Here is a 22,689-nt window from a genome sequence, read left to right on the forward strand (position 1 = left end):
GCAACAATTTTTTAAATATACCCTTCACGAATGATTTCTAGGTTTTGTTATCTTCACTCCTCACCCCAATCACCTATTAATATAGGCTTATGGGTAATATAGGCTCATGGGGCTTCGTCACTCAATGGCAGCACCTAAAAACCATTCGTATTGGGTATAAGTTTGGCTCTGGAGAAGACAGCCTCTCAAACCTCCTTCATCAAGATACCACTAATATTTCCTTTGGAATGACTGAAGCAAGTACGCAAGTGATTTATAGATTGGCTCAAATATAAATATTGCTCATAATATATCTTAGAATTTTTTTTAGAGACATTAGATTAGTGCTCATTCATAAACTGACTTTCCAGCATCGAATGAAGCTTTATACTTTAGCCTTTCTTGCTTTAGTATCTTCAAACCTAACGTGTATAGCACAAACCGAAACTTATGAAGTAACCATTCTTATATCTAGTAGCGATGTCTCAGAGCCTTTTGGATTTGGTAGTGAGTCGAAGGGCATTATTGCAGATGTCTATAAAGCCATATTTAAAGATACAACATTTGATATATTAATCATTCCCATGCCAGATGAACGCATTAAAGATCATATTATAAAGGGCACATACAAGAACTGGCTTAGCTGGGGAGGTGATTCATGGTTTGAAAGTTCAAAAAACATCAGTTTCTCTAAACAGCACTTATTTACTTTAAACGATATTATTGTTTTTAAAACAAAACCAGCCATAATTGAAATTACAACTACAGCACTTGATTACTTAAGACTAGGAAAAATGTCTGGCTTTTATTATAGCTGGATAAATCAAAATACAACGACCAATATTACCAGTGTTAAATCAGCTTTTTTAGCACTAAGGCTTGATAGAATTGACTGTTTATTATTCTCTTACCCACGTATTGAGTATTTCCTTAAAAAGTACCCCCATGTTGCTAAAGGCCTAAAATACCATGACATAGCTAACTTAAATAATGAGAAAATTTATTTAGTTTTTGACAGACTACTACCTTTAGAGGTCAAGTCATTAATTAACTCGCAGCTAGTTAAGCTTATCAATAACAGTACAGTCGCTAATATATTTGAAAAGTATCACTTACCTTATACGCGATAGCACTTTTAAGGTCATTATTGGTATTGCTAGCCTTAAAAATACTAGTCCGATTATCTATACCCAATACGAATGGTTTTTAGGTGCAGCCATCGAGTGACGAAGCCCCATGAGACTATATTACCCATAAGCCTATATTAATAGGTGATTGGGGTGAGGAGTGAAGATAACAAAACCTAGAAATCATTCGTGAAGGGTATAATTCAACGCGTAAAACCTTCGAACGACTAACAACCCACTAACTTAACTTCGTCAGCACCTTTTCACAAAGGCACTTTAACTGAATAAGTTCATCCAATGACAAATCAATTTTACTAGCAATCGCCTCAGGGACACTCTGTGCTTTTTCCTTCAAGTCCCCCCCTGCCTGCGTTAAATAAAGCTCACGTACTCGCTCATCATGCTCACCTCGTTTTCTTATGACAAACCCCTTTGTCTCTAAGCGTTTTAGCATAGGCGTTAATGTGCCGGAGTCTAGATGCAGCTTGTGGCCAAGCTCTTTCACATTAATACCATTTTGCGACCATAGCACCATCATCACAATGTATTGAAGATACGTTAGATCAATAGCCTCCAACAAAGGCCTGTATGCTCGAACAACAGCATTAGCGGCACTATATAAAGGAAAGCAAACTTGTTTTTCTAACACTAACCTTGCTGAAGCTGGCTGTTTCTCTGATGTCATATTGCCTCCGCCCATTTAGATTGCGCACAATATAGTTGCTTTTTGATATTGAGTCATTTAACATTGTGCACAATATAATTGTTAGCAATCATTTTTACAGGAAGCATAGCTATGAAAGCACTCTATACAACCCAGGCAACCGCTTCTGCAGGGCGCAATGGTCAAGTGGCCACTGACGACGGTCTGCTTTCATTAAACCTTAGCTATCCAAAAGAACTGGGTGGCAGTGGTGAAGCAACGAATCCTGAGCAGCTTTTTGCAGCGGGTTACTCGGCGTGTTTTTCCAATGCAATTTTACACGTAGCGCGTGAAGCAAAAGTAAAGCTCTCTGAAGCACCAGTAACAGCCATAGTTGGCATTGGACCGAATGAAACTGGTGGTTTTGCATTAACTGTAAAGCTGACTGCCCAGCTAGATTTACCAAACGACCAAGCTTTACAGCTTGTAAAAGCCGCCCATCAAGTTTGCCCATACTCAAATGCCGTCCGTGGCAATATTGAGGTTGAGGTTACTGTGAATGGTCAAATAATTTAATCATTAACCTGCTGAGCCATTTAATCAATGGTTCAGCCTATTTAATATATTCTCCACTCAAACTAAAACTTCACCTCGCCTACCAAAAACAACTCCTGTAGTATTTTCATATACCCCAAACGATGCTTTTAGGGGAAGTGATCGCAGCTGAAATGGATATGAACAGTACGAATAAAAGGAGTAACCATGCACAGGGTAATAGGTACCTTAGCTCTCATCATAACTTCAAACCCAGCTCTTCAAGCCCAACAATCAGATTTATCTTTCTCTAAATACGTTCAAGCAAACTGTTATATCAGCCCACTAAAAATAGTAGGTAAAATTAACCCTCAAACCTATCTTATTGATGAACAATGTATTCTTAATCATCAGGGGTTAGCACTGGCACCCGTTGGTACAAGACACCCGTTGGGTAGGCTTCCTGATCACAGGCAAGGATTTGGGCATGTGTCAATAACGGCTATTCCAAAAAACATTCTTCCCGAGTTTGGTTCCCTTGCCGATGGCAGACAAAGAGTTGAATTTACCACAGGTTTTTATCGGCTCAGCCAGTATTATACCAACCCTATCTCTGATACTTATTTAAACTATAAGCAGTCAACAAAATCCATGATGTCTGGTCAATGGCCAACCAACACAAACCCACATCTTTATAAAATCCGTTTTCGATTGCCTTCACAATTCAGAGATGAATTCAAAAAACTACATTTACCAAAAACCAATAAAGCCAGTATTTTATCGGATGATATGTCCGTTATCATTGCCCAGTGGCACGGTATACCTGACCGCTTAACCTATCGACACCAAACAGATTTACCTCATCAATATCAAACACTCACCACTAACCCAGAATCGGATACTGCACTAGGTGAAACCCTGACACATTACAAAAAGCTAAAGCAACAAGGATACTTATTTGATCAAGGAGGCTTTCCTCCATTAGCACTAAAAATCAAAGATGGACAGCTTGCTTTAATTGCAAATTATTTTCGATATCCTGTCCACGACCGACGTTTAACACGATGTCCGAAAATAGCTTTATCTGGAAATCAAGCCGCTAAACCCAGTCAGTTTTACATTTGTAATTATAAAACCAAACAGCTTAAAAAATACGAGCATCTACAAGAAGAATATACCAGTTCAAGCAATGCACCTTGGGCATCTGGTGTTAGCTTAGTTTGGAAAACCCCAATAACAGACGCCCTTTTTGATCAGTGGCATACTCTGACGCTTTATATTGATTGGCCTGAATGGAAACAAGAAAACAATAATGTGCTTAAAAAAGGACGTGTTTTACTATTTAACAGCGATACAGGCGAACAGCTGGCAGACTTTTATGGGCCATTAGGCAACAACGATCAGTGGAAACCCTACTTCAAGTTTGGTATATATAAATCAAATAATTCTCAAGATTTACCCGTTCAAGTGGACTACGATTTATCCTCCTTCTTGATATTATAAATGGCATAGCCGTTGAGGGCACAGCTAGCAATTTCAAAACTGCTGTGGCCGCAATCGCTAGTCTTAACATAAAAGACGAATTCCACCAAAAACCCTTTGTTTTTGGTATAAACCCATGAGCTACATTCTTGATTGATACAATACTAATACCTACCCCCCCCATTCATTAATGGATGATCAATATACTTCTCTCTAAAAATAATTGATTAACCAGAAGTCAGTTCCTTCTATACTTTACAATACTTTTATTTTTCTCATACTCAGTAATAAGTTAGCAATCAACGGTCAAAAATTCCCATTGAATACATAATTGACGCCTTAACGGATTGATGCAGCCAAAGTGGAGCTTAGTGCACAGCTTAATGGCCTTGCAAAAAGTTTAGGAAAATATATGTCTAAGAAAAGCAAGACTTTTTACCGTGACCTGCGCCGTAAAGCTCAGGAGTTCAAAAGCCGTGAAGAGTTTTTGAACCATGACCTGAAAATAATGAGTTTTCGTCGCTGGGGAGTTCACCTACCCTTTCGTGATTACTCTATCGAAATTGAAGACTGGGTACCCGCATTAGCCGCCACTATCGGCAAAGTCGTAATGGTAACCGCTATGGTAGCCGCTTTTGCGGCCCAGTTTGGTTTGTCTCCTGAATTTGTGGCTGAAAATGTACGTTATGAATTGCTGATTGCCGGAGCACTGTTTGTGATTCTGTTTTCAGCCATTCTCAATCCTAATGCTAACCTCGCGGGCACTCACGGCCCAATGATTCCGCTGATCCCGCTGATTGCTGCTGCTGGAGGACACCCACTGGCACTGGGAATCATGGTGTGTCTGTTCGGTTTGATACTTGCGTACACCAAAGGAGGCTCAAAGTTAATGGCACTCACGGGCGTTGGTGTCCGAGGGGGGCTACTGATCTATCTTGGTGCCGTCGGCTTGATTGGTCAAATTAATAAAACAGAAGCCTGGGCTTCATCCAGTAACCAAGGCCATATCTCATTCGCAGTCATTGGTGTAACCGTTTTGATTTATGCCTACCTGGCCAAAGTCGGCAAACGCTGGCTGGCGATCCCCCTCTGTTCAGCATTAGCAGGTATTGTGGCTTATATAATGGGAGCAGACTTTGCCTTTACCACGGAACCTGGTTTGCCACACTTCAGCCCATTCTACTGGTGGGGTGAAGACACTGGCTGGCAACTAGGCTGGCCTAATCTGGCACACTTTATTGCAGTCATTCCTTTTGCCCTGTTAGCGGTTGCAATGTGGTCACCTGACTACCTGGGTCATCGTGTTTTTCAAGAGCTGAACTACCCAAAAGAAGCTAAAGGCGTGCTGATGGATGTGGATGACACCATGGTTGCTGCGTCAATTCGGCAAGGTGTAGGCTCCTTTCTCGGTGGTGGTAACCTGGCTTCTTCTTGGGGTACGTATATGATCCCTGCGGCAATCGCTAAGCGTCCGATTCCTGGTGGCGCACTGCTGACTGGAATTTTGTGTGTACTGGCATCAATAATTGGCTATCCAATGGATCTGGCGATGTGGGAGCCGGTTCTGCGTGTGGCATTAATCGTAGGCGTATTCCTTCCTCTACTGGAAGCGGGTATGCAGATGATTCACAAACATAAAGACTCGCTCAGTGCAGGTATCTGTATCTTTGCTTGTGCTTTCGTTAACCCCGTATTCGGTTGGGCAACCACCATGCTATTGGATAACATGGGGCTAATTGGTGATCACGAGCGAGCCAGCGAGCTGTCTTCCAAAGACAAGTACCTGATCCCTGGAATAGCCTTTGTTATCTGTGTAGGCTCTCTAGCAGCCGTTGGTCAATTGCCAGGCATTCCTGCGGTAATTGGTAACTAAGCTATACAAACTCTGGGCAAAGGTACTTATTTATCGGAAGCGGCATATAAAATATCTTTTTAAACGTATGATCATATGCGGTTGCCCCATGTTAACCATTAAGCTCATGGCTATTTATTAATTCAGATAGATATTTGCTATGACGACACATTCGTCGAAATTCCAAATCTGCCGTATACCAGTCAACAAATTGCTTTTCTCCAAGTAACGACTCTTTAATTGACTGCTTTACACCGTGATCAGACTGCATTAAACAGTATGCTTTCACTAAGTTTAAGTGCACTAATTTTCGTGTTGGATCTAAAGACTTGGCTCTTTCTAGGGTTTCAATCGCAAGATCATATTGATCATTTCTTAGTAACGCATATCCTTTGAATTCAAGTGTAGCAACATCATTCGGCTGGATAACCAAAGCGTTATTATAGCTGGCTATGGCTGCTTTAAAATCTTGCTCCCTACGAGACTTGATACCCGTTAATAACGCGTCCTGAAATTCAATCTGTTTTTTCTTATTTTCAATAAGATCCAGATAAATTAATGCTGTTTCAGATTTTCTTTCCTTACCGATATCAAAATAATCCTCAGCCTGGTCAAGATCATTTTTCAGGTATGATAATATTCCCAAGTTATTTGATGAAATAACCGCTGCTTCCTTATTGCCTAGGATCTTTGCTTGTTCAAATGATGCTTTTAGATATTTTTCAGCTTTCACATAGTCATTCAGTTTCAAATAGGCCCATCCTACTGCATTTAAAACCCTTGGATTAGGCGCTGTATCTTCTTTTGGTAACCGCTCAAGCTGGGAAATGGCTTCCTCATATTGTTCCTCCTCAAGAAGCACTTTAATATGTTGAAACCTATCATTGGAGAAAGCACAAACTGAATTCAGAAAGAAAAACAACACTGCGACTATTTTGGTGTAAACATTATCCACTATGCCTGATCTCCTAAAAGCCACCAAATCCAGAGTCACTTGAAAAACTTGCTAGCTTTTCAGCTAACGCTTTCTCACTCACTTTTAAGGCTTCTGCTTTTTTTCTTTCTTTATTTAATGCCTCAAAAATAGTCTGGTTATCAACCAGAATGATATGCTCATTTTTAATGGTTGCTGTACCTTTACCATTTTGATCCAAGGGTACCAATGTAGTTTGAGCATATACTACCGGCATGTAAGCAGACTCTGATGGTGAAACAGAAAAGCCGATATTTGCCTCTGGCCGATACTGCAACTGAAGTACGATAAGACCTGCAATTAAAATCACCCCAGAAAAAAACATAAAATATCGAGTGTTCGATAGCTGCTTATCAGCTAGATCATTCCACACCTTTAACCGGTCTGCATCTGTCTCCTGAAGGTTCACATCAAGTATCTTCTTTTGTACAGATGACGTTAATTGATAACCGACATACAGCATTAAAAATGCAAAACCACTTACTCCTGTACTCAGTAATTCCACAAAGTCCATAACACTATCCTGTAAAAAATTACCCTGACAGAATTATTAACGTGTCAATGCATTAACCACTCTGCAATTATCCGAGTGACACTTAGGTTATCAAGGTAGCCATAAAATTTATGGGGATTGAGTCCATGCTCACCTACCCAAAAGTTATACACAATATGATCCTGGATAAGCTCCACCAGTTGTCGTTGATACATTGGATAAAAATAATCTGCATGACGTAAATCGCGAGCAACATAATCATCTGCCGCAGAGAAGTTATGCCACTCACTGATATTTTTTGGATAACGGCCATCATCTGGCTCATGAACATCATACAGTTGTTTTGCGACAGCAGGTTCAGCTAAGGGGGAACCAACGGTGATAAATAAATTCACTTTTTTATCATGCAATGCTTGGTATTCACTCATACGAGACAACTTCCAAAGCACATCATATGTCACGGCACAACCTAAACTGTGTGCTATAATGCAAATATCATCACCTTTATGCAGTGCTGGTACGAGTATTTCCTGCAATCTGTGCCGAATCATAGAGCCAATAGTTCGATATCTAAAATATGCACCCAAATCCGGCATAACTGCATTTATAATTTCATCATTAACCCCAAGCAAATTAACGACATGACTAATAAAGTTAATACTGTCGCTTGTATTTGAAAAATGATTAAGCTGGAACTTTAAGTGCGAGTAAGCATCTGAGGATTGCTGTTTTATATCAAATAATGATTCCATTGCCGCATCATAACGACCGTTTGGCTCATAACTATATTCCCACCTTTTAAGGAAATCAGTTACTATTTTTTTCTTTGGTCGCTGGTGGGAAGCCCATATTATGGCATTAGTAACATCACCATAGTAAACCAACTCAACAGGAACCACTTTACTGATAACTGCCTGCGCAACTTCCTCAGAATATCTCGACAATCCATGACACAATGCTTTGTATACCAGCCGGTATTTCTCATTTTCTTTCGGTTTAGTTGCCCGTCCATGCACGACTATAATTCTTTTACCCATTCACTCAGCCCTTGTGTCTTTATCCCTAATAATTTCCTAGCCCTTTCTCCAGCCACCCTTAAGTCTTAAGGGACATATACCCTAAAAATGATTTCTAGGTTTTGTTATCTTCACTCCTCACCCCAATCACCTATTAATATAGGCTCATGGGACTTCGTCACTCGATGGTTGCACCTAAAAACCATTCGTATTGGTTATATTATGGGCATATAATCTAACTGTTTTAGTAATTAATTATTTTGCTTGTATCAAGTTGAGCATATCCACCCACATAGACATGTGCGATTTCTTGTTGTTCTGTTTCAATTTTAACTTGCAATAATGAGGGGGATGGTGGCTGTAAATAATGCCCTTGTTCGATGCTAAACTGAGATTTTTTCATATTAATAAATTCATATAAGAAGCCACCTAATACACCTGCGGCTACCCCCGTAGCAGATTCTTCTTTTATACCAAAACGAGGTGCAAATAAACGTGCACTGGCGTCATGGCCCTGCTGCTTCACATCCAAAGAAAACAAATAGCAACCCACCACATCAAGGTATTCAGAGTAATGTTTAAGCGTTTCATCTACAATCCGCGCTTTTTTTAATACTGCTGCATTTTTTAGCGGAATCAGTAAAAGTGGGTTACCAGTATCGCCAATAACAGGTTGTAACGGCGTTAGTAAATCCCGACTACTCAGGTTAAGTCCTTCTAATAATGTCTGCTCATCATAGGCCTGCCAGATATCCAATGGCGCATGAAAAACCGGTGATTTTTGTTCAATAAATACCTGGTCATTTTCAAAATACACCTTACGAATACCATCAATGGTTTCTTTCGTAGCTTCTGAGGACTGCCACTTGCCTTGCTCCCGCAACAAACTAAACACAGCAAGTGTGGCATGACTACTATGGGCAATTTGGGCTTGTGGAGTAAAAAATTCGATTTTTACTGTTGCGACTGTTGATTGTGATACAAATGCGGTACGAAAAGTGCCGGACTTATGAGCAATTTCCTGCTTGGCTTCTGATGACAGCTGATCAGCATCTAATATTACTGTTGCGGGGTTACCGCCTTCATTACGATCAGTAAAAGCATGCACTCTGTGTAGTGTAGTCTGGGCCATGAACTGCTCCTTGTTCAGGCAACAGGCACTGATTGATGACCAGTGCCTGTTTAATTCTAAGTCACGATTATAGGTTAGCCACTGATATACACTTCATTACCAGTATATCAATAATGAAATGTATTAGCAGTTGACCGCCTCAAGTATAGCAAAACAACAATACTCGATATTTCACCCACCTAGTCATGCTTAGCCAACCCACACTCTGGCATTACGAAACATTCTTAACCAAGGTGCATCATCTCCCCATGCAGGTGGATGCCATGAGTGTTGAACAGTCCGGAATACACGCTCAGGATGCGGCATCATAATCGTGACACGACCATCAGTTGTTGTTAATCCAGTAACACCTTTTGGAGATCCATTAGGGTTAGCAGGATATTGCTCTGTTACCTTTCCGTAATTATCTACATAACGTAGACTAATGACCCCTTCTGACTCAGCTTGTTGCCGTGCTTGCTCAGATGCAAATTCAGCATAACCCTCACCATGTGCAACAGCTATTGGTAAAAATGAGTCCTCCATATCTGCCAGTAGAATTGAAGGTGATGACTCGACCTTAACCCGACAAAAACGTGCTTCAAACTGTTCCGACTGATTTCGTACAAAGTGTGGCCAGGCATCAGCCCCAGGAATTAACTCCCGCAAGTTGGAAAGCATTTGGCAACCATTACATACCCCTAAGGTAAAACTGTCTTCGCGATTAAAAAACTCAACGAACTGATCCCTGGCACGCCGATTAAATAGAATCGACTTCGCCCAACCTTCACCCGCGCCTAATACATCACCATAAGAGAATCCACCACAAGCCACCAGTCCATTAAACTGGTCAAGGGTTACTTGCCCCGAAAGGATCTCACTCATATGAACATCAACAGCCATAAAGCCTGCGCGATCAAATGCGGCTGCCATTTCTACTTGCCCATTCACCCCCTGCTCTCGCAGCACAGCAATAGATGGCCTGTACCCTGTGTTAATAAAAGGCGCTGCAACATCCTTTTGAGGTTTAAACGAAGTAATTACTGACAAACCTGGATCCTGCTCATCAAGCAATTGATCAAACTCTTGTTGAGCACATTCAGGGTTATCCCGTAATGCTTGAATACGATAGCTGGTTTCAGCCCACCACTGCTGCCACTTCACTCGTGAGCCTTCCAGCACCACTATGTCCTCAAACGTAAAGACTAGCTGTTGATCATCGCTGACGGTGCCTAAGTGGTGTATACACGCGGTCTCCAGACCTGCTTTTACCAGCTCAGACTCAACGTACTCCACATCCGCTGCTCTGACCTGAATAACAGCACCTAATTCCTCATTGAATAACCCAGACATCATCGCTTCTTGTTGAGGCACATAACTATCAAGTGCAATACGCAAACCTGTATGTCCAGCAAAAGCCATTTCAGCTAAGGTAGCAAGCAGTCCACCGTCAGAGCGGTCATGGTAAGCCAACAGCTTCTGCTCCTGATTAAGTCGCTGGATAGCCACAAAGAACCGGCTTAGGCGCTGAGGTTCATCCACATCTGGAGACTGATCACCTGTTTGACTATAGACCTGTGCCAAGGCAGAACCACCCAACCGCTGCCGTCCTCCTGCCAGGTCAATAAGCATTAACTTCGTCGGTCCCTGATCAGTTATGAGCTGAGGTGTTAAGGTATGTCGTACATCTTGCACTGGCGCAAAAGCAGAAATAATAAGTGACATTGGCGCCGTCACTGACTTTTCTTCGCCGTGCTCCTGCCATTGGGTACGCATAGACATGGAGTCTTTACCCACTGGAATGGTTAAACCTAATTCCGGGCAAAGTTCCATACCCACCGCTTTCACGGTGTCATACAGTACAGCATCCTCACCGTCATGGCCGGCTGCAGCCATCCAGTTCGCTGATAGCTTAATGTCACTGAGCTTATCAATCCGTGCAGCAGCAATGTTGGTAATGGCTTCGCCAATGGCCATTCTTCCTGAGGCAGGTCCATCTAATACCGCAAGAGGAGTTCGCTCCCCCATAGCCATCGCTTCACCAGTGTAACTATTCAGGGTGGTTGAGGTGACAGCGACATCTGCCACAGGCACCTGCCAAGGCCCAACCATTTGATCCCGACAAACCATACCCGTGATTGAGCGATCACCAATCGTAATCAAAAAGCTCTTACTGGCCACGGCAGGGAGCTTCAACACACGCTCCACAGCCTCCTCAAGTCGCACACCTGAAACATTTAAGGGCGGTAAGCTCACTTCACGGCGCTGAACATGGCGATGCATTTTAGGTGGTTTACCCAATAACACATCAAGTGGTAAATCCACTGGCTTATTTTTGAAGTGCTTATCTGTCACGGTTAAATGGGTTACTTTAGTTGCCTCACCTACCACGGCATAGGGACAACGCTCTCGTTCACAGATCGCGATAAAGGCTTCCAGTGCTCCAGGTGCAACAGCAAGGACATAACGCTCTTGTGACTCATTACACCAAATAGCAAGTGGCGACATGCCAGGCTCATCATTAGGAACTGACCGTAACTCAAACTTACCGCCACATCCTCCATCATTTACCAGCTCAGGCAACGCATTAGAAAGACCACCCGCGCCCACATCATGAATAAAAGCAATGGGGTTATCTGCTCCCATCTGCCAGCACTGGTCGATCACCTCCTGACAGCGTCGCTCCATTTCTGGGTTATCCCGCTGTACGGAAGCAAAGTCCAAATCAGCTTCGGCTTCACCTGAGGCCATGGAAGAGGCAGCTCCCCCACCCAGGCCAATCTGCATGGCTGGACCACCGAGCACAACCAGCTTTGCACCGACAGGGATTTCCCCTTTATTAACATGTTCAGCTTTTATGCTGCCATGACCTCCTGCCAGCATAATAGGTTTATGGTACCCCCTTACCTCTGCGCCCTGCTTCGTTGGGATATGTTGCTCATAAGTACGGAAATAACCACACAGATTGGGACGACCAAACTCGTTATTAAAACCAGCACCGCCCAATGGGCCATCCAGCATAATAGCCAAAGCCGAAACAATCCGATCCGGCTTGCCATAAGGCACTTCCCAAGGTTGCTGAAAGCCAGGAATATTTAAATTAGAAACTGAAAAACCTGTAAGTCCTGCTTTCGGTTTAGAACCGCGGCCAGTAGCACCTTCATCACGAATTTCCCCTCCTGAGCCTGTTGCAGCACCTGGATAAGGTGCAATGGCTGTGGGGTGATTATGAGTTTCAACCTTCATCAAAATATGAACGGGTTGACGATGATATTCGTATGCCTTGCTTTCAGACTCAGGATAAAAACGATCAGCAGTAAATCCTTGTATTACAGAAGCATTATCACTGTAAGCGGATAGCACGCCTTCCTGATGCATGGTGTAAGTGTTTTTTATCATGGCAAACAGCGAGAGATCCTGCTCTTCACCATCAATCGTCCATTGGGCATTAAATATTTTGTGTCGGCAGTGTTCTGAGTTAGCTTGCGCAAACATCATCAATTCAACATCAGTGGGATCACGCTGAAGCTGGAGATAGCTCGCCAAAAGGTAGTCAATCTCATCATCAGCCAAGGCTAAGCCAAGCTGTTGATTCGCCTGTACCAAGGCATCACGTCCTTTACCTAAAACAGGCACGGTGGCAAAAGGTGCAGGTTCAGTGGTTGCAAATAACTGCGCCGCCTGTGTCATACTGTCCAGAACCACATCATCAAATGCCGTCTGCGTCATCCGGTCAAACAAACAGCTCTTGATGGCTATTTTGTCTTCAGTCGTCAATGGGTCACTTGTTAATAAATTGTAAAGTGTTCCTCGTTCAATGCGCTGAATGTTATGAAGACCACAGTTATGGGCAATATTTGTCGCTTTGCTGGACCAGGGGGAAATAGTACCAGGACGAGGTGTCACAAGAATCAAGGAGCCGTCTAAATCATGACTGATTCTTTTCGGTCCATATTGAAGAAGTCGCTGAAGGAGCTGTAATTGAGAGGAAGAAAGGGGGGATGATAGGTGGATAAAATGGCGAAACTCGGCGTATAAATCTGTGATTTTTGGCACTTTTGACCGGACTTCAGCAAGTAATTTTAACCGGCGAAACTCGGACAAAGCAGGTGCACCGCGCAATTCAAGCATGGTAGATTCGGACCTCTTTCTTTATCGTCTGCTTGTAAAGTATCAGCATGTTGCTGTACCCAGGGACTCGTCAGGTACGAGGACAAACCAGCATAACCACTAACCAGAACAGGTATTCTGTCGGGCGCTAATCATACTGGATAAGCTCACTAACAGCCACCATCTCGCCACTGTTCTCTTTAGAATATCGCTTAAGAGTTTTCCAAATGTTGTTCGTATCAGTTAATATTAATTTTTAAATACAAATGATTAGGTGCATGGTTCAGCAATATTGGTTTTGGCTTACATATTACCAGCGTTGGTCACGGGAGCTTTTGATACTACCTGTAGTACTGTTACTCGCCGCCTGTGAACAACCAGTCAGCACCCTTGATCAAATAAAACAGTCTAATACTCTATGGGTAATTACCCGTAATAGTCCTACTACCTATTTTCAGTGGCGCGACCAGCCCACTGGCTTTGAGTATGAGCTGGCCAGGTTGTTTGCCAAAGATTTAGGTGTCGAGCTTAAACTCGTGACGGCTAATTCACTTCAGGACATTTTTGCCTCCATTAGCTCGGGTCCCCATGAACATCGCTTTCATATTGCCGCTGCAGGTTTAAGCATTACCAAAGAGCGACAACAACGAGTCCGCTTTGGTCCCCCCTATATGAACGTCAATTTGAGCCTTATATATAATACAAGTCAGTCACGACCTACATCACTTGCCGACTTGGTAGGTAAGAGGGTAATGGTTATGGCAGACAGTAGCCATGAAGAGCGACTGCAAGAAGCCAGTGAAACGCTTAATCTGACATGGGAGTCAACCACTGAGCATGAAGCCATGGACCTTATAAAAATGGTCAATGATGGGGAAATAGATTACTCCATTGTCGACTCTAATGTGCTGGCTATGAATTATATTTATTTTCCTAAAGTCCGCTCCGCATTTGATTTACAACCCAGTGAACAGCTCGCCTGGGCGCTTTCTCCCAACACTGATGCCGAATTTGTAGCACGAATAACGCAGTTCTTTGAGAAAATACGTAAAAACGGCACACTCGACCAATTAAATGAACGCTTTTATGGGCATGTCGATCAGCTCAACTATGTTGGCGTTAAAACCTTTATTCAACAAACTCATAAGCGTTTACCCAAACATGAAAAACAGTTTAAGCGTGTCGCTAAAAAGTATGAAATGGACTGGCGACTTCTTGCGGCAATAGGCTATCAAGAGTCGCACTGGCGAGCCAGAGCAAAATCCCCAACAGGGGTTAGAGGACTTATGATGCTAACCCGCCCCACCGCCAAAGAAGTGGGTGTTAAAAATAGGCTAGATCCTCAGCAAAGCATTAGAGGTGGTGCAAAATATTTTCAGAAAATTAAAAAGCGACTCCCTGAAGAAATTAAAGAGCCTGATCGCACTTGGATGGCGCTTGCAGCTTATAACGTTGGCTTTGGTCATCTACAGGATGCACGTGAAATTACCCGGAAACTGGGTGGTAATGCAAACAAGTGGGTTGATGTTAAAAAAAGTTTACCTCTGCTGGCTAAAAAGCAATGGTTCAGTCAAACCCGCTATGGTTATGCCCGTGGCTACGAACCTGTGCTTTATGTGCAGAATATTCGTCGCTATTATGATTTACTGCAATGGCTAACGGTCCCTAAAGATGAAGCCTCAACGACCATTCAGGCAGCTCACTCCCCAGGGATTTATGAGCCAGATAAAGCCAGCAGCATAAAAGTTAACTAAAAGGCGTCTAACACCATTTATGCCTTATCTGATGTATGTTTGTTATTCTGCTTCAATTGTTTACGAGCACTTCGCCGCCACTGAAAAAAACTCTGTAGTAATGCACTCGACTCATCGGCTAACACCCCCCCCGTTACCTCAACCTGATGGTTCATATAATCTGCTTGTAACAACTGGTTTTTACTCTTAATAGCACCCGATTTCGGTTCTGAGGCACCATACACCAAACGTTGTATACGGCTATGTACCAGTGCACCAGCACACATAGTACAAGGCTCAAGGGTTACATAGAGTGTACAATGCAACAACCGATAATTTTGTAATACAGCAGCCCCTTGTTGTAGCGCCATGATTTCCGCATGAGCGGTTGGGTTGCATTGTGAAATGGGCTGGTTAAACCCTACACTGAGTAGCCGTCCATGCTTTACTAATACAGCCCCAACAGGGACTTCCCCTTGTTGTGCTGCAAGCCGGGCCTGCTGAAGGGCAAATTGCATCCAAAAGCGGTCAACGACCGTTTGGCCTGGCTCGTTTTGTTGGCAGGAAGATAACAAGTAATGGGTGGACGGAACCTGTGGCATAGAAGTTACGACGTTTTTACCGATTTGCACTATTTATGTCTACAATTTAAGTCAGACCATGGAACGAAACACATTACAAAGGATTTGTCATGACTGCAATACAGGCGATTCCCCCTAACCTTGATCTTAAACAGTTTGATATTTTCAAGCCACTAAGTCAGGCAGATATAATTCTTTTAAGCCATGCAGGCTCATTCGTAGAAATTCCTAAAAATGAGTATATTTTCAATTTAGGTGAACAGGATAATCATGACTATTTTCTTGTAGCAGGTACTATTGAGTTAATTGCAGCCGATGAGCGCAGTAAAGAAATTAAAGGAGGCACCCCCACTGCCGTTGCGCCACTCGCAAGATTGCGCCCCCGCCAATTTTCTGGAAAATCCAAAACACCTGTTAAACTTATTATTTTTGAGCATGATAAGTTAGCTCGATTTCTTCGCCTCCGGCAATCAAGAGGAGATAGCCAAGAGCAAAGTCTGGAGCAGCAGATCGCCCAAGAAATCTTATCAGGACAAACTATTTTACAGTCACTGCCCAAAGCGATTGAGCTCATCAAGCAACAGAACTTAAAAGACCCCACCATTGAAGCACTAGCACAAACCATTGCCTTTGATTTAGCGATTTGCTGCAAAGTAATGTCAACCGCTAATACGCCTTTGTTCAGCCCTTATCAACCAGTATGCACGCTGACGGAGGCAATAAAAACACTGGGCACGGATACTTGCCAACAGCTGATGGATTACTATTGCACGTATGAGGTGCAAACAGACAATAATAGTTTTGTGCTTAAGGTTATGAGAAACATCTGGTTGCAAAGTGCTGAGGTTGGTAGTCTTTGTTACTTAATCGCCAAAGAAACTAAAAGACTAAACCCTGAAGCAGGCCTATTATTGGGAATGTTAAACTTTTTAGGTCAGCTTGCCATTTTAAGTTATGGTGTTCACCATGATTATTTTGAAGAGCTAGCCAATCAGTTCACCCCAGATGAAACACAGCAAATTGCGCATTTTATTCTAGAAAAATGGAATTTTCCCGTTGAGTTTTGTGCTGCGGTGAAACACAGTTGCCAATGGCAGTATCAGTCTTCAAATGAACAAGACTATACATCGTTATTAATACTTGCCAATTTAATTATGCGCAAACGTCATCAACCGCAAAACCAAGGGCTACCCGACATTCTTAGTATCCCGGCGGCTAGCCATTTTGATCATCACTATTTACGGCAAGTGCTCAATAATCGTAGTCATGACGGTGGACCATCCATTACTGAATATCAAAAACTACTCGCTTAATATGACTGCACTCATCAAGCGTAAAATTCAATAAGCGCGGTAAGAGTTAAATTATTATGAAAGACAAGTTTCGTACCGTATCTGACAGCATGGGTGATTTAGAAGTCCCTATCGATGCCCTTTATGGCGCTCAAACTCAACGCGCCATTGATAATTTTAAGCTCAGCGGTTTAACATTTTCAACGCATTTTATTGTCGCCCTAGCACAAATAAAACATGCCGCTGCTGAAGCCAATCAAAGCCTGGGATTATTACCTGCTAGCATTGGTAAAGCAATCTGTGAGGCTGCTACTGAAATCATTCGCGGAAAATACCATGACCAGTTTCCTGTTGATGTTTTTCAAACAGGTTCTGGCACCAGCACCAATATGAATATGAATGAAGTGCTAGCGACTTTAGCTTCTCAAGCGCAAGAACAGCCCGTACATGCCAATGATCATGTCAATATGGGACAAAGCAGTAATGATGTCATCCCGACAGCTATTCATATCAGCAGTGCTCAACAAATCGCCAATCAGCTACTGCCAGCTTTGACCCACCTGCATCAACGCCTTGCCCAGCGTGCTAGCGAACATATGCATACAGTTAAAACAGGCCGCACTCATCTCATGGATGCCATGCCTGTCACGCTAGGTCAGGAGTTAACCGGCTGGGCCCAGCAAATTAATGATTGCCGTAATCGTATCCGCGCCGTCCTACCCCGTTTACATACTATTGCTTTGGGCGGGACTGCAGTAGGCACGGGGATTAATACACACTCAGCCTTTGCAACTGAAGCCATGGGGCGGCTTAGTGTGTTAACAAACTTAGACTTAACAATGGCACCAAGCTTTTTCACCTTAATCAGCTGTCAAGATACTGCCGTCGAGCTTTCAGGCCAGCTAAAAACTCTTGCCATCGCCCTTATCAAAATCAGTAATGACTTACGTTGGATGAACAGTGGTCCACAGGCAGGTCTCGGCGAAATTACCTTGGAGGCATTGCAGCCTGGTAGCAGCATTATGCCTGGCAAAGTAAACCCTGTTATTCCTGAAGCAGTAATGATGGCCGCAGCTCAAGTGGTGGGTAATGATGCCACCATTACCTTGGCAGGTCAGTCAGGTAATTTTCAATTAAATGTGATGCTTCCGGTGATTGCATTTAACCTGTTACAAAGTATTGAGTTACTCAGTAATTGTGCCAACACCTTAGCGGATCAAGCGATTGCCACCTTTAAAGTTAATCAGTCAACCATTAACCAACCTTTATACCGTAACCCAATTTTAGTCACCGCACTCAACCCAATTATTGGCTATGAAAAAGCCGCAGCGATTGCCAAACAGGCCTATCAACAGGACCGACCTGTTCTCGATGTAGCACTAGAAAACACCTCATTAAGTAAAGAGCACCTGGAACAGCTCCTTGACCCTTTCAAACTGACCCGAGGGGGGCTTGAACACGAGTAGATACTGCGCTCAGCCTAGTAGTAAACAGGTTACGGGTTGAGGTAGTCCTTAAGGTTTTGATGAGCAATATTCAAATGGACTTCTGTAAACGCTGGACGACACTGATGTAAGGTTTGCACTGCAAGTCCATGAATCATTGCCTGAGGGTTTTCTTCTTCCAGTCTGCTCAACACCGTTAAAAAATAGCGCATTAAGTCAGGTTGATAGTGCTGACAAAAGTGGTCAACAATAAAGGGTAAAGCAGGGTCCATTCGTTGCAGGTGGTGACTTCGACATTCTGGATGCCCAGGGATAATATCCTGGCGCTGGTTTATATTCTGCTCTTCCTGTTGTAATAAGGTGCGAATAAATTGGAGCTGATCCTGCTCAGACAGTGTCATTAATGGTTGTATAAAACTACTTGGCACATAGCCTGTCTGTTCCTGGCGCCAATCCTGAATGACAACCATTTTTCTGCCTGGAATCGGAATATATAGATAGTATTCACAAGCAGATAAGTAACCAGCAGGTTGAGTTTGGATTGAGCTTGTTTGATAAAACACAACTTTTTGTTGTCCAGGTACTAACCTTGCCACCTGCCAGTCCGCACGAGTAAATAATGTTACGAATATTAGCCCTACAAACAACGCTAGCCGCATAACCATTTTTTATGTCCTTACTTCCTTTTGTGTTCAGCACACACCCTATTTTATTGGGCTAATATTGAGTCACCTTGGATAAAACTGATTGACAGTCTATCAATATGCTTTATAAAGCGGGCCACTATACTGAATTTTTTATCAAGGACAAATGGGTTATTTCACATAAACTACGAACATTAGTCTTATAAATGCATGTGAATTAAACATCCTTCATGACTGTTAACCAGTTCGCCATTAAGAAAGATATATACCCATATATACTCATGCATTCTTCTCACAAACAACACCTCCCTTTATCAATAGCGTCATGGCTTTGGTGTATAACTACTCTTGTGCGATAAACACAACTGGATAAACTTAATCAGCACAAGGAACCGCTACCATGCGTTATTTACGTTTTAACAACCCATTCATGGTTCGCAAAACAATTTTTAACCACTTAGCTAAAATGCTAACAGTTTGTAGTCTGGCAATAAGTGTACCGACTCTAGGCCAACAGCTAGAAGCAAATGATATTCAAAGGTACTTGAACGATACCCAATTAGCAGAAGCTGCGGGCTATAAAACCCTTTACGTTGTCTGTGAAAGCCACAACTACCAACCTGAAGTCTGCACCTTGGGTGATTTAAAAATAGTCCACACTAATGTTCATAAAAAATTATCAAACTCAAGCTGTAATAATAGTGTATGGTCAACGACCAATAACCAAATCATCACCACTAAAGGATGTCGTGCCGTATTCCAAGTTCTTGCTAAGCTCAATGTAAACCCAGTCACCCTCCAATGTAGTAGCAACAATTACCAATACCGAGAATGTCCAGTGCCTTTTCAAATAAAAGGTGCATGGTTGAATAAACGACACTCAAAGTCACCCTGCCAACAAGAAAAAAGTTGGGGAACACGTAATAATATACTTTGGGTAAATAATGGCTGTCGAGGAACATTTAATCTTTTTTAACTCTATTAACTGGCAGTAGGTATTACAAGAATAGCCTCTTCGACTGCCGCACTTCTGCGACAGTCGATATGTTATTAACATTCAGTTTTTTTAAACTCAGGGATATTCAAATAGAGTTAACAGGCCCTAGCTTAACTTCATCTTCATCCCTTCATGAGAGGCATAAAAGCCCAATTTTTCATAAAATCTAATAGCGTTAGGCCTTTTTTTATCAGTTGTGAGTTGAATGATGCTACACCCTTTTTTCTTTGCTTCTTCTGCTGCCCACTCAATGAAACAAGAACCCAAACCTTGCCCTCTAAAATTTTTATGAACTCTTACTCCCTCAATTAAGCACCGCCAGGAACCAGTATGGGTTAAATATGGAATGAATGTTAATTGCAGCATACCAACTATGCTCTTTTCACACTCAACAATCATTAGTTTATTATTAGGATCTAAAACAATAGCATTAAATGCCTGCAAATAAGCCTCATTTAAAGGCAGTGATGTATCTTCTCTCTTCGCTCCCAACTCATCATCTGCCAGCATTTCTACCAGAGCGCTAAGATCATTCTCTACAGCTTTACGAAAGTTCAACTTCAAAACTACATCCCTTTTTTAAAATTAACGCCAAGACAAAATAACTTATTATTCCAAGGTGATTACATATTAACTATAAAACCACCTTAAATAAATACGGCATCATAAGAGGTTTATAATGCCGTATATTTTTAGTTTAACCGTTAGCTATAGCGTACTGGCTTCTAATGGGATAGTGGATATTGGTTTGAGCAGTTATATTAACGTTTGCTTTACGCTCAAAGACCATTACGCAATCAGAACCTCCAAACTGGAAGTATGAAAACATTTCACCTTTACTCAAGTTTTTGCCTACCAAACAGCCCTGAACTTTTTCATTGAGGAAACATACTTGCTGGTTATAATCCAGCTTTTGTTGCTCCTCGGCTGTTAATAAAATAGGTTGATGCCCTTCATCCCTTGGAGTGACAAATACAACTGAAGAAACCTGAGCCATGCCCATCGGTAGAATAGCCACTTTACCTATACTGGACTCCAGCACTAACAACCCTCGACACTGAACAAACTGGTAACCTGTATTGTCCTCGGCATCAAGAAGCCGTTTGGGAGTAACAATATTCGCGGGTTCTTTATTGCCTTCCTCATCAGCATTTACTGTAAGTTCAACCTCCAAATAGACCTGGCCAGGAATAAATTTAGCCTCTAATACTTTACCTGCTACCGGAGTATGCAACCTATGGTAATCGTATGTATTCAAAAAACTATGACAAAAAATTCCACCCTCAAATGCATCAGCATAGTCGCTATCTTGCAACAACTCTCGAATAGACCATTCAATGTTTTTAACCACAATGCTGGGAGGTGCAGCCAGCGGAGGTCCAACCTTTGTACTCACCGCCCATTGACCAACAAAGGTTGACTCTGCTGGAAAGACTATCACTTTATCATTCTTAGGCTGTGCTACCGGTCGTTGGACATTAATATCTTTAAATTGACGAGCAAAAAAAGCATTAAAATTTGGGTATTCTTCTGGTGACCTTTCATAATCTTGCCACGCATATTCAGGTGCATATTTAAAGGATGATAAATATTCCGATGAAGCACTTGTATTTAAAAATGAACCCCACTCTACTGCAAAATTGCGCAACCATAGTGAAATAGGTGAAAGCGCCTTCCCTTCCTGAGGTTCAATAGGACTTTGCAATGCTTCTAACTGAGGCTGATTAAAGTAATAATAAAACTGTGTTATACGTAAATACACTGTTCGTTCATGTAAAACTTCTCCATACCAATCCCACACTCGTATTTCTGGAATCCAAGTCGCCAATGCATCCACATAAAAATAGAACTGATCTAAAGTCTTAATCCGATCAAGCTCTGGAATACGTTGTTTGCTGACTGCCTTAATGGCATTTTCGAAAGATGTAGCATAAAAGTTATCATCAATAATGTGCTTTAACTGTTTTGTAATATCCTGTTGTGGTCGATATGTAACCCCTACAGGAGGAAGCTCAGCCAAAAAGGGTCGAGGCTGGCAGGGTAATTGATTTTCAGACTCAGCAAGCGGACCACGTTTGATCGCATTTTGCAGATCCTGAGTTGTAGCAAGACGATGATGAGGAGTTCGAGCTCGAAATTTGCTGCTCATAGTGTTAATTCCTTATAACAATTATTGCTATTTTTTCTCAATAAATAGATATAGCGCCAGCCATCACTTGGCTTAGCTAATTTTAATGTTATTTACAAAATATAATTTTTTAGAAAGAGTTAATTAGGTGAAGTTTAGATTTCAAAAAAGTGGCTAATACGAAACGCCAGCAATCAAAAAAACACCAAACGACCGCGTTGAAATATAATAAAATAGTATGACATTTAAATCATTTGAGTATGCTCTTCACGAATCAGTTTTATACGCACTATCCGTAGCACTACTCTAACGGGCCAGCTGGCACTTTTTAAACACCCTGGGTGAGGTAAGATAACAACCTTCAAAGCCAATTACTTTGTGCATCGACGACTAGCTCAGCGGTAATCACATATAATTTGCCTTTACGTCCCCCTTGCCCAAAGACCGTATAATGTTCGTCAAACACGCCGTAAATCCTTGCTTGGCGGCTTGATTACCGCATCCTTGCGGCAAACAGTTCGACGTACATTACCCTGCCTTTGTCTTATC

At 42.2% G+C, this 22,689-nt stretch carries 18 protein-coding genes; 8 read left to right on the top strand and 10 right to left on the bottom strand.

Annotation, left to right across the window (positions count from 1 at the left end; translation table 11 throughout):
* Positions 1-356: 356 nt before the first annotated feature.
* The gene (locus KHS79_RS04805) at positions 357-1,109 is read left to right on the top strand and encodes a type 2 periplasmic-binding domain-containing protein (RefSeq protein WP_212717175.1); all 753 of its coding nucleotides are present in this window, start codon (positions 357-359) and stop codon (positions 1,107-1,109) included.
* A 235-nt stretch (positions 1,110-1,344) separates the two neighbouring features.
* Here KHS79_RS04805 and KHS79_RS04810 read toward each other — a convergent pair whose 3' ends face one another.
* Entirely contained in the window at positions 1,345-1,791 is a 447-nt protein-coding gene (locus KHS79_RS04810) for a MarR family winged helix-turn-helix transcriptional regulator (protein ID WP_212717184.1), read from the bottom strand.
* 111 nt (positions 1,792-1,902) lie between these two features.
* Here KHS79_RS04810 and KHS79_RS04815 point away from each other — a divergent pair, with 111 nt between their 5' ends.
* From KHS79_RS04815 to KHS79_RS04825, 3 genes are all read left to right on the top strand, one after another.
* On the top strand, positions 1,903-2,325 hold the full coding sequence (locus tag KHS79_RS04815) for an organic hydroperoxide resistance protein (RefSeq protein ID WP_212717186.1): 423 nt from the start codon (positions 1,903-1,905) through the stop codon (positions 2,323-2,325).
* 186 nt (positions 2,326-2,511) lie between these two features.
* A complete protein-coding gene (locus KHS79_RS04820; protein WP_212717188.1) occupies positions 2,512-3,786 on the top strand; it encodes a heparin lyase I family protein in 1,275 nt (424 codons plus the stop codon).
* Positions 3,787-4,177: 391 nt separating this feature from the next.
* Positions 4,178-5,638: a DUF3360 family protein gene (locus KHS79_RS04825; protein ID WP_212717190.1), complete on the top strand. Its 1,461-nt coding sequence runs from the start codon at positions 4,178-4,180 to the stop codon at positions 5,636-5,638.
* Positions 5,639-5,729: 91 nt separating this feature from the next.
* On the opposite strand, the gene KHS79_RS04830 is transcribed toward KHS79_RS04825, so the two are convergent.
* From KHS79_RS04830 to purL, 5 genes are all read right to left on the bottom strand, one after another.
* Positions 5,730-6,572 carry a tetratricopeptide repeat protein gene (locus KHS79_RS04830; RefSeq protein ID WP_212717192.1) on the bottom strand — a complete coding sequence of 281 codons (843 nt, stop codon included), beginning with the start codon at positions 6,570-6,572 and terminating at the stop codon, positions 5,730-5,732.
* 13 nt (positions 6,573-6,585) lie between these two features.
* A complete protein-coding gene (locus KHS79_RS04835) occupies positions 6,586-7,104 on the bottom strand; it encodes a hypothetical protein (RefSeq protein WP_094786438.1) in 519 nt (172 codons plus the stop codon).
* Positions 7,105-7,148: 44 nt separating this feature from the next.
* A complete protein-coding gene (locus tag KHS79_RS04840) occupies positions 7,149-8,120 on the bottom strand; it encodes a hypothetical protein (protein ID WP_212717194.1) in 972 nt (323 codons plus the stop codon).
* A 223-nt stretch (positions 8,121-8,343) separates the two neighbouring features.
* Positions 8,344-9,231 (bottom strand): PhzF family phenazine biosynthesis protein, encoded by an 888-nt coding sequence (locus tag KHS79_RS04845; RefSeq protein WP_212717196.1) that lies wholly within the window; start codon positions 9,229-9,231, stop codon positions 8,344-8,346.
* Positions 9,232-9,420: 189 nt separating this feature from the next.
* On the bottom strand, positions 9,421-13,341 hold the full coding sequence (gene purL / locus KHS79_RS04850) for a phosphoribosylformylglycinamidine synthase (RefSeq protein WP_212717198.1): 3,921 nt from the start codon (positions 13,339-13,341) through the stop codon (positions 9,421-9,423).
* A 257-nt stretch (positions 13,342-13,598) separates the two neighbouring features.
* Between purL and mltF the strand changes: the two genes are divergently transcribed.
* On the top strand, positions 13,599-15,074 hold the full coding sequence (mltF, locus tag KHS79_RS04855) for a membrane-bound lytic murein transglycosylase MltF (RefSeq protein ID WP_212717200.1): 1,476 nt from the start codon (positions 13,599-13,601) through the stop codon (positions 15,072-15,074).
* Between the two features lie 17 nt (positions 15,075-15,091).
* Here mltF and tadA read toward each other — a convergent pair whose 3' ends face one another.
* Positions 15,092-15,655: a tRNA adenosine(34) deaminase TadA gene (tadA, locus tag KHS79_RS04860; RefSeq protein WP_212717202.1), complete on the bottom strand. Its 564-nt coding sequence runs from the start codon at positions 15,653-15,655 to the stop codon at positions 15,092-15,094.
* An 89-nt stretch (positions 15,656-15,744) separates the two neighbouring features.
* Between tadA and KHS79_RS04865 the strand changes: the two genes are divergently transcribed.
* The gene (locus tag KHS79_RS04865) at positions 15,745-16,947 is read left to right on the top strand and encodes an HDOD domain-containing protein (RefSeq protein WP_212717204.1); all 1,203 of its coding nucleotides are present in this window, start codon (positions 15,745-15,747) and stop codon (positions 16,945-16,947) included.
* Positions 16,948-17,003: 56 nt separating this feature from the next.
* Positions 17,004-18,392, top strand: a complete 1,389-nt coding sequence (locus tag KHS79_RS04870) for a class II fumarate hydratase (protein ID WP_027709056.1) — start codon at positions 17,004-17,006, stop codon at positions 18,390-18,392.
* A gap of 29 nt (positions 18,393-18,421) precedes the next feature.
* Here the strand turns inward: KHS79_RS04870 and KHS79_RS04875 are convergent, their stop codons facing one another.
* Positions 18,422-19,036 carry a hypothetical protein gene (locus KHS79_RS04875; RefSeq protein ID WP_212717214.1) on the bottom strand — a complete coding sequence of 205 codons (615 nt, stop codon included), beginning with the start codon at positions 19,034-19,036 and terminating at the stop codon, positions 18,422-18,424.
* A 379-nt stretch (positions 19,037-19,415) separates the two neighbouring features.
* Between KHS79_RS04875 and KHS79_RS04880 the strand changes: the two genes are divergently transcribed.
* Positions 19,416-19,991, top strand: a complete 576-nt coding sequence (locus KHS79_RS04880; RefSeq protein ID WP_212717216.1) for a DUF3011 domain-containing protein — start codon at positions 19,416-19,418, stop codon at positions 19,989-19,991.
* Positions 19,992-20,117: 126 nt separating this feature from the next.
* On the opposite strand, the gene KHS79_RS04885 is transcribed toward KHS79_RS04880, so the two are convergent.
* Together KHS79_RS04885 and KHS79_RS04890 are read right to left on the bottom strand one after the other, a co-directional pair.
* The gene (locus KHS79_RS04885; RefSeq protein WP_212717218.1) at positions 20,118-20,576 is read right to left on the bottom strand and encodes a GNAT family N-acetyltransferase; all 459 of its coding nucleotides are present in this window, start codon (positions 20,574-20,576) and stop codon (positions 20,118-20,120) included.
* 133 nt (positions 20,577-20,709) lie between these two features.
* Positions 20,710-22,161 carry a phosphatidylserine decarboxylase gene (locus KHS79_RS04890; protein WP_212717220.1) on the bottom strand — a complete coding sequence of 484 codons (1,452 nt, stop codon included), beginning with the start codon at positions 22,159-22,161 and terminating at the stop codon, positions 20,710-20,712.
* Between the last annotated feature and the right edge of the window lie 528 nt (positions 22,162-22,689).

Origin of the sequence: Zooshikella ganghwensis (assembly GCF_018263875.1) — a bacterium.
Taxonomy (GTDB): Bacteria; Pseudomonadota; Gammaproteobacteria; order Pseudomonadales; family Zooshikellaceae; genus Zooshikella; species Zooshikella ganghwensis.